Origin of the sequence: Kribbella sp. NPDC056861 (assembly GCF_040687575.1) — a bacterium.
Taxonomy (GTDB): Bacteria; Actinomycetota; Actinomycetes; order Propionibacteriales; family Kribbellaceae; genus Kribbella.
Map to the genome: position 1 here is coordinate 326,763 of NZ_JBFBNQ010000007.1, position 13,771 is coordinate 340,533.

Consider the following 13,771-nt stretch of genomic DNA (forward strand, 5'->3'; position numbering starts at 1 on the left):
TCGTCGCTTACGAGGCGGTGCGGGACTTCATCCCGTTGTATCCGGTCTACGGCTTGCTGTTCACCGATCACGGGCTCTCGGCAGCGCAGATCTCGACGCTGTTCATCATCTGGTCGACGACCGCGTTCCTCCTCGAGGTGCCTTCCGGCGCCCTGGCGGACACCTTTTCCCGGCGAATGCTGCTGATCGTCGGGGCCCTGGTCAGCGCACTGGGCTATGCCTGCTGGATCGCGCTGCCCTCGTACGGCGGCTTCGCCCTCGGCTTCGTGCTGTGGGGGATCAGCTCCGCGCTGGTCTCCGGCACCTACGAAGCCTTCGTGTACGACGAACTCGCCGAGCGCTCCGCCGTCGACCGCTACGCCGGCCTGATCGGTCGCGGGAAGTCAGCTGCTTTGGTGCTGAACCTCGCCGCTACCGCTTTGGCGTCTCCGGTGTACGCCCTCGGTGGCTACCCGTTGCTGGGTGCCGTCAGCGTGTGCAGTTGTCTCGCCTGCGCAGCAGTTGCGCTGTCCCTACCTGAGGCGGCAAGAGTCGCCACAGCCGACGAAACAGAGGAGGTAGAAGCTGGGAGTAATCCGATCGGGCGGTACGTCGCGATGTTGCGGGCCGGCCTGACCGAGGTGGCGACCACCAGCACTGTCCGCAAGGCAGTCGCGCTGGTGGCTCTGCTCGGCGGGTTCCTCGCGTTCGACGAGTATTTCCCCTTGCTGGCCAAGGATATCGGCGCTCCGACGACACTCGTGCCGTTGCTGATCGCCGGGACGGTTGCCGCCCAGGCGATCGGTGGCGCGCTCGCAGGTCCGGCGTACCGGCTGCGTGGCAGGTTGCTGGCGACAGGGTTGGCGTTGTCGGCCGCGCTGTTGGCGTGGGGCGCGTTGAGCGGGACGGCGGAGGGGTTCGTGCCGATCGCGATCGGCTACGGGGTGATGCAGCTCGTCATCATCGTCTCCGAGGCGCGGTTGCAGGACGCCATCACGGGTCCGGCGCGCGCGACGGTGACCTCGGTGTCGGGGTTGTTCGCTGAGATCTTCGCGGTGCTGGTTTACGCGGGCTTCGCGCTGGGATCGCTGTGGATCACCCTGCCGGCTTTGGTGGCAGGCCTCACGGTTCCGGTGTTCCTGACCGCGCTGATCACGCCGTCAGCTCTCCCACCACCAGCTCCACCCGATCATCCATCAGCTGCTGAGAAGGGTGCCGACCGATGACGCCAGACGGTTGACGAAGGCAACGCGATTCTCGTCCGTGGTCAACGCCAGCGAAAGAAAGGGGTTGAGGTCTTCGAGCTCCACCAGCAACAGTTCGCCCGCCTGCGTCCGGCAGGCGTCCACGCGCTGGATGCCGTGATCGATGGCGTTCCAGTCGACGAAGCGCTGGGCGAAGACGAGATCGTCGTCGGTCGGCTGGTACGGCTGCAACTCCCAGCGCTGAGCAGGGTCGGGAGCGTACAGCGCGTACTGGAAGTCACGGTCGACGAAGTAGAACGACACCTCGTACTGGAAGTCGATCAACGGCTGCGCGAGCAGTCCGTCGAGAGGAAGGGTGGTGAGCTCGTCACGGGAGACCTTGCGCAGTCCGATCGAGTCGGAGCCCAGCTTCGGCTTGACGATGTACCCGGCTGACTCGGGCAGCGTCGACGGATCGCTGTCAGTGGTCGGGATCACCGGGTAGCCGGCGTCGCTCAACTCCACCAGGTACTGCTTGCCGATCTGGTCGGCTTTGCCGGTGAGCTGGGTGAACACGCGCGTCCCCCGGGAGATCGCGGCTGCCCGGAACTCGTCGTACTCGGCCTGGAAGTGCAGGACCGGGCCACTGTTGCGGACGACAACGGCCTCGAAGCCGTCCATCAGCGCGACGGCGTCGAGCGGGTGGCACAGGGCCAGGTCGAAGTGGTCGCGGAGTTGCCGGGTGAGGTACGAGTCCTCCTCGCCGTAGCGGCGGCCGCGGGCCGGGTAGGTGAGGTCGGTGACGTACAGGATCTTTGCGCGCATTGTCAGATTATTGGGTGTCGCTCGAGGAGTCCGACACCTACGGTCGACACGTGACCACGACTGACAGACGTGAAGGTGTTCTGGCCGCGGGCGCGGCCGCGGTGACCGTTGTGCTGTGGGCCTCGGCCTTCGTGGCGATCAGGCACGTAGGGCATGAGTTCTCGGCTGGAGCGTTGTCGCTGGGGCGGTTGCTGGTGGGGAGTCTGCTGCTGGGCGGGTTCCTGTTCAGCCGGCCGCGCACCTGGCCGGCCAAGCGGGACTGGAGGTTGCTGATCGTCTGCGGACTGTTGTGGTTCGGCGTCTACAACGTCGCGCTGAACGAGGCCGAGCAGCGCCTCGACGCCGGTACCGCGGCCATGCTGGTGAACATCGGTCCGCTGCTGATCGCATTGCTGGCCGGGTTGTTGCTGGGCGAAGGTTTCCCGAAGCAACTGGTGATCGGCAGCATCGCGGCGTTCGGTGGAGTGGTGCTGATCGGTGTGTCGTCATCGGACGGCAAGGCGGAGACCTGGGGAGTGATCCTCTGCGTGGCGGCTGCCATCGCCTATGCCATCGGGGTGGTTGCCCAGAAGCCGCTGCTCGGCCGGTTGCCCGCGCTCGAGGTCACCTGGATCGCGTGCACGATCGGTGCGATCAGTTGTCTGCCGTTCGGTCCGGCGCTGGTCCGGGAGACGGCTGATGCGCGGCCGTCGACGATCTGGTGGGTCGTGTTCCTCGGCGCTTTCCCGACCGCGCTCGCCTTCACCACCTGGGCTTACGCCTTGGCCAGGACGAGTGCCGGGAAGATGGGCGCGACGACGTACCTGGTGCCGCCGTTGGCGATCTTCCTCGGTTGGCTGCTGCTCGACGAGACGCCGGCGGGACTGGCGTTCCTGGGTGGTGCGCTCTGCCTGACCGGGGTGGCGATCTCCCGCTACAAGCCGAAGCGCGCTTCGATGCCGTCGACAACGAGTGAGATCCCGGTGACGAAACCGCTGTCGAAGTCGTAGGCGAGCCCTTCGGCGCCAAGCTCGGTGACGATTCGGACGAGGGTCGGAGCCTTGCCGAGAGGCAGGTTGCCGATCCGAGTGAGCAGGTCGGGGGCGAGATCGAAGGTGTCCGCGCGGACTGAGGCTTCACCCAGGCTGAAGCCGTGGATGAAGTCGACGATCGTGTTCACGGCCTCGAAGATCTGCCGCGGGGTCGCGCCGGCCCGGTCGAGCGCGCGGTAGAACGGCTCGACGGTCACCACCACGACATCGGAGACCGCGGAGGTGTCGGAGAGCACCTGCAACGCCAGATTCGGGTGCGCTCGCAACGCGTCGCGGTACGCGGTGGCGGCGCCCTTGAGTTCGTCCTGCCAAGGCACGCTGTCGTCCGGCGCCGAGGACTCCAGTTGGGCGAAGACGAGCTCGGCCAGGCCGGCGAAGACGGCCGCCTTGTTCGGCAGGTGGTGGTAGATCGACATCGGGTTCACCCCGAGAGTCGCGGCGAGCCGGCGCATCGTCATCGCCTCGATCCCCTCGTCGTCGACGATCCGCAGCGCCGCCTCGAGGATCGTCTGCCGGCTGAGCCGCTCCTCACCCGCCCGGGGACGTCCCGGCTTGCCAGCATTAACCATACGTCGTATGGTACGAAACCATACAGTGTATGGCTACACCGGGAGGCGCAAGAGATGACTGAGAGCACGAAGTCGACCGAGCAGACTCCTGCGGCCCTAGCCGCGTCGTCGCCGCGGGCGGGCGATGCTGCGGCAGGCAAGGCCGCGGGTGTCGCGGGACCAGCGCCGGCGGCTGGGGCGGCCGGGACAGCGTCGGCGGGTGAGGCGGCCGGGACAGCGTCGGCGGCTGGGGCAGCCGGGACAGCGTTGGCGGGTGAGGTGGCAGCCGGGGCTGGGTCGTTGGCTGGGAAGGTGGCGTTGGTGGCCGGCGGGACGCGGGCTGCTGGGCGGGGGATTGCGGTGCAGCTCGGTGCTGCCGGCGCGACTGTGTATGTGACCGGGCGCTCTACCCGGGCGCAGCGGTCGGAGATGGATCGGCCGGAGACCATCGAGGAGACTGCCGAGCTGATTGACGCAGCGGGCGGCCATGGCATTGCAGTACGGGTTGATCACACCGACCCCGAGCAGGTGAAGGCGCTGGTCGAGCGGATCGAGGCTGAGCAGGGCGCGCTGCACATCCTCGTCAACGACATCTGGGGCCAGACGGGTGAGCCGAACTGGGACAAGACCGTCTGGGAGTCACCGCTAGACGACGGGCTCAAGCTGCTTCGGCTCGGCGTCGAGACGCACGCCATCACCAGCCACTTCGCGCTCCCGCTGCTGATCAAGTCACCCGGCGGTCTGGTGATCGAGATGACCGACGGCACCGACGAGTACAACGCGGCCAACTACCGCGTCTCGTTCTTCTACGACGTCGCCAAGGGCGCGGTCAGCCGGATGGCGTTCGCGCTCGCGCACGAGCTCAAGCCGTACGACGCGACCGCGATCCTGCTCACGCCGGGCTGGTTGCGTTCCGAGTCGATGCTCGACGGCTTCGGCGTCACCGAGGAGAACTGGCGCGACGCGACCGAGAAGATCCCGCACTTCGCGATCTCGGAGAGCCCGTCGTACGTCGGTCGCGCGGTCGCCGCACTGGCCGCCGACGCGGAGGTCTCGCGCTACCACGGCAAGTCACTGTCGAGCGGCGAACTGGCCCAGGTCTACGGCTTCACCGACCTCGACGGCAGTCAGCCGGACGCCTGGCGCTACATCGTCGAGGTCGAGTCCCAAGGCAAGCCCGCCGACACCACCGGCTACCGCTGAAGCTAGAGCTTGTAGGGCGTACAGGCCGCACTCCCAGGACTCAGAGCAGCCAGCGGCACCCCAGAACCACTGATAGCGGTCTGCGGATGCGCAGCAGCAATCGGTACGCCGCTAGCCGCCGCCAACGCCAGCACCTCACGCCTAGATGTCACCGCCACCACCGGATCCCGCTCGTACACATAGGTCAGCTCCGGCCACCGCGCCTGCGCCGGATGAACCAGTACGTCGCCCCCGAGCACAGCCCGCTCAGTCACCACGCACTGATGCCCAGGCGTATGCCCCGGCGTCGGCAGCAACCGCAGCCCGCCCGCTAGCGTCACCTCGCCATCGACAGCCCGCAGCTGCTCACCAAGTGGCTTCACCAACTTCTCGTACGTCGCAGTCCCGCGCGCATGCTCCAACTCCACCTGCTGCACCACATAAGTCGCATTGGCAAACAGTGGCCCAGCCGACGCCATGTTCCACCCCGCATGATCCAAATGAATATGCGTCAGCACCACAGTGTCGATCTCATCAGCCCGCACCCCCGCCGACCCCAGCAGCGACGGCAGCCGCCCAGCAGTCCCCAACCACTCAGCCGCCTCGCCCCCAGCCGGCCCGATCCCCGTATCAACCAGCACAGCCCCAGCAGCGGAAGTCACCAGGTAGCTGTGGAAGTGCAGCCACCACCCACCATCAGCCGCCACATTCCCGGGCGCAGCAGCGACAGTCCACGCCTGCCGCTCCCCATCCCACCCAGGCAGCGCCTCCGAAACCCTCTCCGGAAACACCGCCACCGCGTCGCAGAGCACCGTCACATCCACACCCAGCACGCTAATGCGAAGGCACGAGCATCCACACCGCCAACGACGTCATGATCACCGCGATTCCGCCGTCGAGGAGCTGCCAGGCGCGAGGGCGGGCGAAGACGGGAGTGAGCTTGCGGGCGAAGAAGCCGAGCGCGAAGAACCAGCCGAAGCTCGCGACAAGGGAGCCGAGGCCGAAGATCCAGCGGCCGTCGGCGCCTTGCTGGTTGGCCAGCGAGCCGAGCAGGACGACGGTGTCCAGGTAGACGTGCGGGTTGAGGTAGGTGAAGCCGAGACAGGTCAGGACGACGCTGCGCAGCGCGGTCGGCGCGTGATCGGCCGGACTCAGAGCGGCTGGATTGAAGGCGCGGCGCGCGGCGATCACGGCGTACGTGAAGAGGAAGAGGGCGCCGCCGTACCGGGCGATGTCCAGCGCCAGTTGGTTGCCGCTGATCAGCGCGCCGAGGCCGGCGATGCCGCTCGAGATCAGGAGTACGTCGGACAGTACGCAGATCAGCACCACCGGCAACACGTGCTCGCGGCGCAGGCCCTGGCGCAGGACGAAGGCGTTCTGCGCGCCGATCGCGACGATCAGCGGGAGCGTGGTGACGAAGCCGGCGAGGAAGGGCATGTCTCGACCGTAGAAGGCGACAAAGCAACAAACCAGCTAAAGTTCTTTCAGGACCATTAGCAACTCTTAAGGCAGCACATGCAGCTCGACTCGGCTCAGCTGGATACCTTCGTGGCGGTCGTCGACGGAGGCAGTTTCGACGCCGCGGCACGCAGGCTGCAGATCACGCCGTCGGCGGTCAGTCAGCGGATCAAGGCGTTGGAGAGTCGTCTCGGCCACGTCCTGGTGCAGCGGACCAAACCAGCTCGCGCCACCGAAGCAGGCGAGGCCGTACTACGCCACGCCCGGCAGGTCTCGCTGCTGGAGGTCGAGGCGATCGCCGCGGTGCGCGGCAAGCTGGAGGGTCTGCGGCTGCCGATCGCGGTCAACGCGGACTCGCTCAACAGCTGGTTCCTGCCGGTGCTGTTCGCCGTACCGCCCGAGCTGGTGACCGCGTTCGATCTCAGGCAAGAAGACCAGGACCACTCCGCCGAGCTGCTCCGCAACGGCACCGTGCTCGCCGCGGTCACCGGTGATCCGCGACCGGTGCAGGGCTGCCGGGTCCAGCCGCTCGGCAAGATGCGCTACCTGTCGGTTGCGACGCCGGAGTTCGCCGACCGCTGGCTGACCGGGAGACCGTTGCCGGAGGCCCTCGAAACGGCGCCGATGATCGTCTTCAACGCCAAGGACATGCTCCAGCACCGGTTGCTCCGCAAGGTGACCCGCCGCCGGCTCGCCCCGCCGACCCACTCGATCCCGGCGCCCGGACCGTTCGTCCGGGCGATCCGGCTCGGCCTCGGCTGGGGGATGATCGAGGAGGAGATGGTCGAGGACAAGCTTGCCGACGGCCGATTGGTGGAAGTTGCCAAGGGCAAGTACGTCGATGTGCCGCTGTATTGGCAGCACTGGAAACTCGACTCCGCAGTACTGGCCGCGCTCACCGCCGCCGTGCTCCAGGCTGCTGAGACAGGTCTGCGGACACGCTAGCGCCGTACTCCGGAAGGTCGATCGCGTTGCCGACCTTCAACGGCAACTCGTCGATCAGCTTGCGCCAGGGCAGGTACGGCAGCAGCTTGAAGTTCAGGTTGCGAATCTTCAGGAACGCCTTGCTGGCTGGGACGAACCACTGCCCGCTGTCCTTGCCCTGCTTCTGACACGCCGCGACGAAGCCACGCATCCGCTCGTCGTACGCCGTGAATGCGCGCACGTGATCGCCGTCGGCAGCCTGCAACTCGCCGGCCAGCACGTAGGCGCCGACGACGGCGAGGCTCGTGCCCATGCCCGACAGCGGCGAGGCGCAGTACCCGGCGTCGCCGGTCAAGGCGATCCGGCCGGTCGAGTAGCTCGGCATCTTGATCTGGCTGACCGAGTCGAAGTACCAGTCGGGCGAGTTGTCCATACCGGACAGCAGTCGCGGCACCTCCCAGCCGACCCCGGCGAAGGCGTCGGTGAGGATCCGCTGCTGCGCCGCGACATCGTGTCGGTCGTAGGTCAGGGGCTTCGACGCGAAGTAGAAGAGCGCCTTGGCCTCGGTGTTGTTGCGGGCGCTGTAGGTGCCGGCCGTCCTGCCGGGCACGTTCACGAACCGGGCGCTGTGGTCCAGCCCGAGGTGGTTGTCGACGGTGAAGACGGAGTTGTAGTACCCGAGATCATGGCGGTACTCCGACTCCGGGCCGAACGCGAGCCGGCGCACGTTCGAGTGCAATCCGTCTGCGCCGATCACCAGATCGAAGCGCCGCGCATCGCTTCGCTCGAAGGTCACGTCGACACCGGTCTCGTCCTGATGCAGTGCGGTGATCGAGTCGTCGAACAGGTACTCGACGTTCGCCCGCGCGGCGGCGTACAGGATCTCGACCAGGTCGCCGCGGAGGATCTCGAGCTCGCCGCTGAGCACCTCTGACTTCATCACCGCGACCTGCTTGCCGGCCTCGTCGACATACGTCAGCTGGCCCATCCCGGTGGCCCGCGCCTGAACCTGCTCCAGCAGACCCATCCGGTCGAGCACGGTCAGCGAAGCGCCGCGGAAGTCCACCGCGTACCCGCCGGGGCGAGGCCCGGGGGCGCGCTCCACCACGGTCGGCTGGTAGCCGAAGCGCTCCAGCCAGAAGGCCAGCGCGGGCCCGGCGACGCTCGCGCCGGAGATCAGCACGGTCTTGTTCGTCATCTTCTGCTCCTTCGTCCAGGGTCGATGAGACGACTGTACGATGGTCTTAGACGCTTGTGCAAGACGTTTGTGTGAGACGTCCGGTAGGATCGCGGTCATGGGAAACCGGGAGGCGCTGATCGAGGGCGCGAAGAGCTGCCTGATGGAGAAGGGCTACAGCCGGACCACGGCGCGGGACATCGCGACGGCGGCCGGGGTCAGCCTGGCTGCGATCGGCTACCACTTCGGTTCCAAAGAAGCCCTGATGAACGAGGCGATGCGGCAGGCGCTGGACGAGTGGGGCGCCCAGGTCGCCGAGACGATGAGCCCCGACCAGCCCGACGAGGCCGGCGAACCCGCCGCGCCGCTCGCCGATCGGCACGTGGCGCAGGAGCGGTTCTCCGCGATCTGGGCGCAGGCGGTGAAGACGTTGGCGTCGCCGGAGAGCCGGGCGCTCTGGGTCACGCAGTTCGAGGTACTGAGCCTGGGCGCGCATCAGCCGGAGCTGCTGCAGGATCTCTCGAAGCTGCAGGGCGAGGCGCGCGAAGGGCTGGCGGCGCTGTTCGGCTCGGCGGACGAGAGCACCGACCAGGAGACGACCCAGCAGCTCGGGACCTTCTATCAAGCCTTGATGCTCGGCGTGATCGCCCTCTCCCTGTTCGACGCGGAGAAGGCCCCAACCGGCGACGACCTGGCCACAGCCATCCAACTTGTGGCTGCACAGCTAAGGTCGTGAAATGAAGAAAGCACTGCCGATAGCCTTCGGCGTCCTGTTGACGGTCGTCGGTGTGGTCTGGGCGTTGCAGGGCCTCGGCTATATCGGTGGCAGTTCGATGTCCGGGAAGAGCCTGTGGGCGATCATCGGGCCGGTCGTGGCGGCGATGGGGATCTCGCTGCTCTACGTCACCGTTCGGGGTCCGCAGAAGAAGCGGTAGGCAGGTCTGCGGTGTCTCAGCGCATCGCCATCGGGTTGTCGTCCGGGATCACGCCGGACGCCATGATCGCGCCGCTGATCGGCCGGACCAAGCGGTCGAGCTCGGCCGCGTTGTCGTCGCCGAAGGCAGCCCACCCCTGCTCGGCCAGTCTGTCGGTGGTGTCCTCGACCTCTTGCCGCAGGGCGCGCCCCGCCTCAGTCAGTACGCCGTCCGCGAGCAGTCCGCGGGTCTGAAGGTCCTCCGACGCAGCTGCCCACTCCTCGTCGCTCCAGCGCCGGTTGAGCTGGAAGACCTCCTTGGACGGGCCGCCCGCGGCGGAGATGGTGATGCACGCCTGGCACGGTGAGAGCCCGGCTCCGACCAGCGCGGCCACATGCCCGTCGCCGCGCGACTCCCTGATGATCGTGGTGGCCTGCCACAGCACCAGGTGCGGTTCGTCGGGCCAGTCGAGCGCCGCGTTGGCTGCGGCGAGTGGTCGGCCGGCGGTCGGCGCCAGCTCAGCCGCCCGACGCGCCAACTCAGCCGCCCGCCGCAGCGGCGCGCCGGCGGCGCCGACGCTGGAGGCGGATGCCGAGGCGAAAGCCTCCGGGAACCGGCGTACTGCGCTGTCGATCGCCTGCAAACGGGCGTCCAGCAGTTGCGCAGGCGTAGCAAGCCTCCACGCATCCGGAATAGCCCGCCCGACCATCGACGGATGGAAGTTGTAGAACACCGCCGTCACCAACTCCGGACCCACCGCCCCCAGCGGAGCCGCCCGGCAGGCGAAGTAACTCATCCACCCACCGCGGAGGCCGAGCGCATCGGTCGCCTTCCGGGTGTCCGGCGCGAAGTAGGTGATCGCGTGGAACGGTTCGAGGACTTTCCACAGCCGGCGAGCGCGAGAATCCGTCATGGTCCCGATCAAAGCAGACCTCTCGCGATGAGAGGCTTTCCGGCATGAGCATCCGGGTGCAGTGTGTGAACTACGACGCGATCGATCCCTCCGCCCAGGCGCGGTTCTGGGCCGAGGTACTCGGCTGGCGGATCACCCTCGAGGTCGAGAAGGAGTCCGTGATCGAGCCGCCGGAGGGCAGCCCGGAGGACGGCATCGTGCCGGACTTCCTGTTCCTCCGGGTGCCGGATGACGAGACCAAGACGGTGAAGAACCGGGTCCACATGGACCTGCGACCGGACGACCAGGAGGCGGAGATCGCCCGGATCGAGCAGCTCGGCGGCAAGCGGGTCGACGTCGGCCAGGACGAATCCGCGAGCTGGGTCGTGATGGCTGACCCCGAAGGCAACGAGTTCTGCGTACTGCGTGCCTTCACCGCCGAGGAGCTGGCTTCGTTCTAGAGCGGCCGGTGCATGACGTGGAGTCCGACGTAACCGTGCGTGGGGCTGAGGAACGCCTCGGGCACGGTGCCGACGATCGCGAAGCCGAGTGACTGCCAGAGCTTCACTGCGCGCGTGTTGGACTCGACCACCGCGTTGAACTGGATCGCCCGGAACCCACTGCGGCCGGCCCAGTCGATCATGTCCGAACACAGCGCCCTGCCCACGCCCTGGCCGCGCGCCGCAGCGTCGACCATGAAACTCGCGCTCGCGACGTGCGCGCCCGGGCCGGGCCGGTTCGGGTACATGTTGGCGCTGCCCAGAACCTTGCCGTCGGCATCGACCTTGACCGTCGTACGGGCCAGCGGTGACGACGACGGCGACATCCAGATCGCCTCGGCCTGCTCGTAGGTCAGCGCCGGATCGTAGGTGTAGGTCTCCTGGGTGGTGATGATCTCGGCGAAGAACGGCCAGATCGCCGCCCAGTCGGTCACAACGGCCGTTCTGATTGTCATGACCAGATAGAATCACAGGGGATGACAACCACAGCATTCCAAGGGTTGCCGCGCTGGAGTCTGGCCGTGCCCCCACTCGCCATCGTCGTTCTCGTGCTGTCCTGGGGCCGTAAACCAGGCACGATCCTGCTGATCCTGATCTGCGCCGGCCTCGGCGCGGCGGTGATCGCGGCCGTTCACCATGCCGAGGTGGTGGCGCACCGGGTGGGCGAACCGTTCGGCACCCTGATCCTGGCGCTCGCGGTGACGGTCATCGAGGTCGCCCTGATCGTCACGCTGATGGCATCAGGCGGTGACAAGGCGGCCACGCTGGCTCGCGACACCGTGTTCGCCGCGGTGATGATCACCCTCAACGGCATCCTCGGCCTGGCGCTGGTGGTCGGCTCACTGCGGCACAAGACGCAGGAATTCCGGGTGCACGCCTCCGGCAGCGCGCTCGCCGTGACGACCGCGCTGGTCACCCTCAGCCTGGTGTTGCCGACCTTCACGACCAGTACGCCGGGCGCGACCTTCAGCGGGCCGCAGCTCGCCTTCGCCGGCGTCACCTCACTGGTGATGTACGGCGTCTTCGTCTTCGTCCAGACCATCCGGCACCGCGACTACTTCCTCCCCAACGCCGATCCCGCGGTCGATCCCACGGCCAAAGCGGCCCGTGAGGCCGAGGCTGCGGGGGAGGCCGACCGGGACGGCGACGGCGAGGACGACACCCACGCCGACGCTCCCAGCACCAAGACCTCGCTGGTGAGCCTCGCACTGCTGTTCGGCTGCCTGATCGCGGTCGTCGGTCTCGCCAAGACCGTCTCGCCGAAGCTGGAGTCCGCGGTCGAGTCAGTCGGCGCGCCGCTCTCGGTGGTCGGCGTGATGATCGCCCTGCTGGTGCTGCTGCCGGAGACGGTGGCCGCAGTACGGGCCGCACTGCGGAACCGCCTTCAGACCAGCTTGAACCTCGCGCTCGGCTCGGCCCTGGCCAGCATCGGACTGACGATCCCGGCGATCGCCGTCGCGTCGATCTGGTTGACCGGGCCGCTCGTCCTCGGCCTGGACAGCAAGGAGCTGGTGCTGTTCATCCTGACCGTGGTGGTCAGCATGCTCACCCTGGCGACCGGCCGGGCCACCCTGTTGCAGGGCGCGGTCCACCTGATGATCTTCAGCTCCTTCCTGTTCCTCGCCGTCAGTCCTTGAGGCCGTCCAGGTAGTCGACGACCTCTTGCTGGTGGTTGTGCTCGGCCCACCCGCGCGCGGTGCCCTGGTAGGCGGGCTCCACCAGCGACGGGTCGGCGCCGAGCTCCAAGAGCTTCTTGACGGTCCCGAGATGCCCCCAGAACGCCGCCTGGTGCAGCGGAGTGATCCGGCCAGGCATGAAGAGGTCGAAGCCCAGCTGCCTCAGCGGCTCCAAGGCTTCGGTACGACCTAGCTCGGCCGCCGCGAGCGGCAGGTGCGGATTCCGCCGTACTGCGCGCGCAGCCAACTCCGCATCCGCCTCGACCGGGCCACCCCGGAAAGCCGCCGCGAACAGCTCGTGTACGTCGTCGAGCGGCGCTGCGCCGGCCGCTCGCAGGAGCGCCGCCACCTCGTCGTACCCGACGACCGCGGCCAGCTCATAAGCACGGTGACCGACGAAGATCGGGTGCTCGGTACCGCGCGCGTCGGGGTCGACGCCTTGCGCAAGCATCAGCTCGACCCGGTGCAGCAGCCCTTTGGAGGCAGCGAAAACGAGCTCGTCCTCCAGCAGCTGTTTCGGGGTCGGATGCTCGGTGGTCATCCGTTCGTGCCAAGGACCGCCGTCGCCCTGCCCCAGCCCGAACTCGAGCAGCAGCTCCAGGTGGTCGTCGTCGTACGGCGGCGGACAGCCCGGGCCGCAGTTGTACATGGTCTGGCTGTCATTGGCGTCAGCGCCGGCTTCGAGCAGGATCCGGGCCAGCTCCAGCCTGTTCTGGTGCGGCGGCTGGTCGCCCTCGCCTCGACCAAAAGCACCAGTCAGGGCGGTGAACGGCGAGGGCAGGCCTTGCCAGAGGTAGCCGGCGTTCGGGTCGGCGCCGTTGGCCAGCAGTAGTCGAGCGATCTCCAGCGGAGCCTCGGGTGGCAGCGGAAGGCGCGAATAGGCCAGGTAAACAAGGGGTTCCCAGCGGAACGGACCGCCTTCGCGACGAGCCAGTGAGGGATCCGCTGCCAACGTCGTACGGACAGCATCGACCGCACCGGCCACTACCTGGGTATAGATGTTGCTTAGGGCAACCTCGTCGACCAGGGTGAGTGCCGCGACCTGACGGGCCGGATCGTCCTGGCCGTAGTGCAGCGTCGCGAGCCGCAGGAACTCGTCGATGCGCTGCCCGGGTGTGTCCAGCGGCCCGCCGATCTCCTGCCGGTGCGGATACCGGCTGTACTGCTCGACCAGCTCCAGATGATGCACGAGCCGCGGCCAGCTGGCGAAGCCGTAGCTGCGGGCGATCGCGACCTGCGCGTCGGCCAGCGTGCTCACCGGATAGAACTCGGCGGCCAGCGCGAGCGCCGCGGGGTCCTCGGCGCGGACCTGCTTGAGCAGACTCTTGGCCTGCTTCTTCAGGTGGTCCAGGCTCGGCGGATTGGGAAGATTCCGGGTCGGCATGGCGACCTCCTCTCAACAGCCTGCTGTCCGCGTCGTCAGGCGAGAAAGGAGGTAGGTACAACAGACTCGACCTCGAGATCAGGTGGGCTGAGCCCTT

The 13,771-nt window shown here is 67.6% G+C and carries 16 protein-coding genes; 8 read left to right on the forward strand and 8 right to left on the reverse strand.

Annotated elements, in window-relative coordinates:
- The first annotated feature begins 17 nt into the window (after positions 1-17).
- Complete coding sequence (locus AB0P21_RS33225) at positions 18-1,205, forward strand: MFS transporter (RefSeq protein ID WP_363701882.1); 1,188 nt, start codon at positions 18-20, stop codon at positions 1,203-1,205.
- On the opposite strand, the gene AB0P21_RS33230 is transcribed toward AB0P21_RS33225, so the two are convergent.
- Entirely contained in the window at positions 1,176-1,988 is an 813-nt protein-coding gene (locus AB0P21_RS33230) for a hypothetical protein (RefSeq protein WP_363701884.1), read from the reverse strand. The two genes, AB0P21_RS33225 and AB0P21_RS33230, sit on opposite strands and share 30 nt — an antisense overlap.
- Before the next feature lie 50 nt (positions 1,989-2,038).
- Between AB0P21_RS33230 and AB0P21_RS33235 the strand changes: the two genes are divergently transcribed.
- Complete coding sequence (locus AB0P21_RS33235; protein WP_363701886.1) at positions 2,039-2,977, forward strand: DMT family transporter; 939 nt, start codon at positions 2,039-2,041, stop codon at positions 2,975-2,977.
- Here the strand turns inward: AB0P21_RS33235 and AB0P21_RS33240 are convergent.
- A complete protein-coding gene (locus AB0P21_RS33240) occupies positions 2,902-3,588 on the reverse strand; it encodes a TetR/AcrR family transcriptional regulator C-terminal domain-containing protein (protein ID WP_363701888.1) in 687 nt (228 codons plus the stop codon). The genes AB0P21_RS33235 and AB0P21_RS33240 overlap by 76 nt on opposite strands.
- Before the next feature lie 54 nt (positions 3,589-3,642).
- Between AB0P21_RS33240 and AB0P21_RS33245 the strand changes: the two genes are divergently transcribed.
- Positions 3,643-4,770: an SDR family oxidoreductase gene (locus AB0P21_RS33245; protein ID WP_363701889.1), complete on the forward strand. Its 1,128-nt coding sequence runs from the start codon at positions 3,643-3,645 to the stop codon at positions 4,768-4,770.
- Between the two features lie 2 nt (positions 4,771-4,772).
- Here the strand turns inward: AB0P21_RS33245 and AB0P21_RS33250 are convergent, their stop codons facing one another.
- A complete protein-coding gene (locus AB0P21_RS33250) occupies positions 4,773-5,573 on the reverse strand; it encodes an MBL fold metallo-hydrolase (protein ID WP_363701891.1) in 801 nt (266 codons plus the stop codon).
- 10 nt (positions 5,574-5,583) lie between these two features.
- On the reverse strand, positions 5,584-6,186 hold the full coding sequence (locus tag AB0P21_RS33255; RefSeq protein ID WP_363701893.1) for a LysE/ArgO family amino acid transporter: 603 nt from the start codon (positions 6,184-6,186) through the stop codon (positions 5,584-5,586).
- A gap of 78 nt (positions 6,187-6,264) precedes the next feature.
- On the opposite strand from AB0P21_RS33255, the gene AB0P21_RS33260 reads away from it, so the two are divergent.
- Positions 6,265-7,152 carry a LysR family transcriptional regulator ArgP gene (locus AB0P21_RS33260; protein WP_363701895.1) on the forward strand — a complete coding sequence of 296 codons (888 nt, stop codon included), beginning with the start codon at positions 6,265-6,267 and terminating at the stop codon, positions 7,150-7,152.
- On the opposite strand, the gene AB0P21_RS33265 is transcribed toward AB0P21_RS33260, so the two are convergent.
- Complete coding sequence (locus tag AB0P21_RS33265) at positions 7,103-8,329, reverse strand: FAD-dependent monooxygenase (RefSeq protein WP_363701897.1); 1,227 nt, start codon at positions 8,327-8,329, stop codon at positions 7,103-7,105. The genes AB0P21_RS33260 and AB0P21_RS33265 overlap by 50 nt on opposite strands.
- A gap of 97 nt (positions 8,330-8,426) precedes the next feature.
- Here AB0P21_RS33265 and AB0P21_RS33270 point away from each other — a divergent pair, with 97 nt between their 5' ends.
- Together AB0P21_RS33270 and AB0P21_RS33275 are read left to right on the forward strand one after the other, a co-directional pair.
- Entirely contained in the window at positions 8,427-9,044 is a 618-nt protein-coding gene (locus AB0P21_RS33270; RefSeq protein ID WP_363701899.1) for a helix-turn-helix domain-containing protein, read from the forward strand.
- A gap of 1 nt (position 9,045) precedes the next feature.
- Positions 9,046-9,243, forward strand: coding sequence for a hypothetical protein (locus AB0P21_RS33275; protein ID WP_363701900.1), 198 nt, complete (start codon positions 9,046-9,048; stop codon positions 9,241-9,243).
- 16 nt (positions 9,244-9,259) lie between these two features.
- Here AB0P21_RS33275 and AB0P21_RS33280 read toward each other — a convergent pair whose 3' ends face one another.
- Positions 9,260-10,135 carry a hypothetical protein gene (locus AB0P21_RS33280; protein WP_363701902.1) on the reverse strand — a complete coding sequence of 292 codons (876 nt, stop codon included), beginning with the start codon at positions 10,133-10,135 and terminating at the stop codon, positions 9,260-9,262.
- 44 nt (positions 10,136-10,179) lie between these two features.
- On the opposite strand from AB0P21_RS33280, the gene AB0P21_RS33285 reads away from it, so the two are divergent.
- Entirely contained in the window at positions 10,180-10,575 is a 396-nt protein-coding gene (locus tag AB0P21_RS33285; protein ID WP_363701904.1) for a VOC family protein, read from the forward strand.
- Here AB0P21_RS33285 and AB0P21_RS33290 read toward each other — a convergent pair.
- The gene (locus AB0P21_RS33290) at positions 10,572-11,069 is read right to left on the reverse strand and encodes a GNAT family N-acetyltransferase (RefSeq protein WP_363701906.1); all 498 of its coding nucleotides are present in this window, start codon (positions 11,067-11,069) and stop codon (positions 10,572-10,574) included. The two genes, AB0P21_RS33285 and AB0P21_RS33290, sit on opposite strands and share 4 nt — an antisense overlap.
- Positions 11,070-11,090: 21 nt before the next feature.
- Between AB0P21_RS33290 and AB0P21_RS33295 the strand changes: the two genes are divergently transcribed.
- Complete coding sequence (locus AB0P21_RS33295; RefSeq protein ID WP_363701908.1) at positions 11,091-12,251, forward strand: ionic transporter y4hA; 1,161 nt, start codon at positions 11,091-11,093, stop codon at positions 12,249-12,251.
- On the opposite strand, the gene AB0P21_RS33300 is transcribed toward AB0P21_RS33295, so the two are convergent.
- Positions 12,241-13,674 (reverse strand): ankyrin repeat domain-containing protein, encoded by a 1,434-nt coding sequence (locus AB0P21_RS33300; protein ID WP_363701910.1) that lies wholly within the window; start codon positions 13,672-13,674, stop codon positions 12,241-12,243. The genes AB0P21_RS33295 and AB0P21_RS33300 overlap by 11 nt on opposite strands.
- Positions 13,675-13,771: the final 97 nt, after the last annotated feature.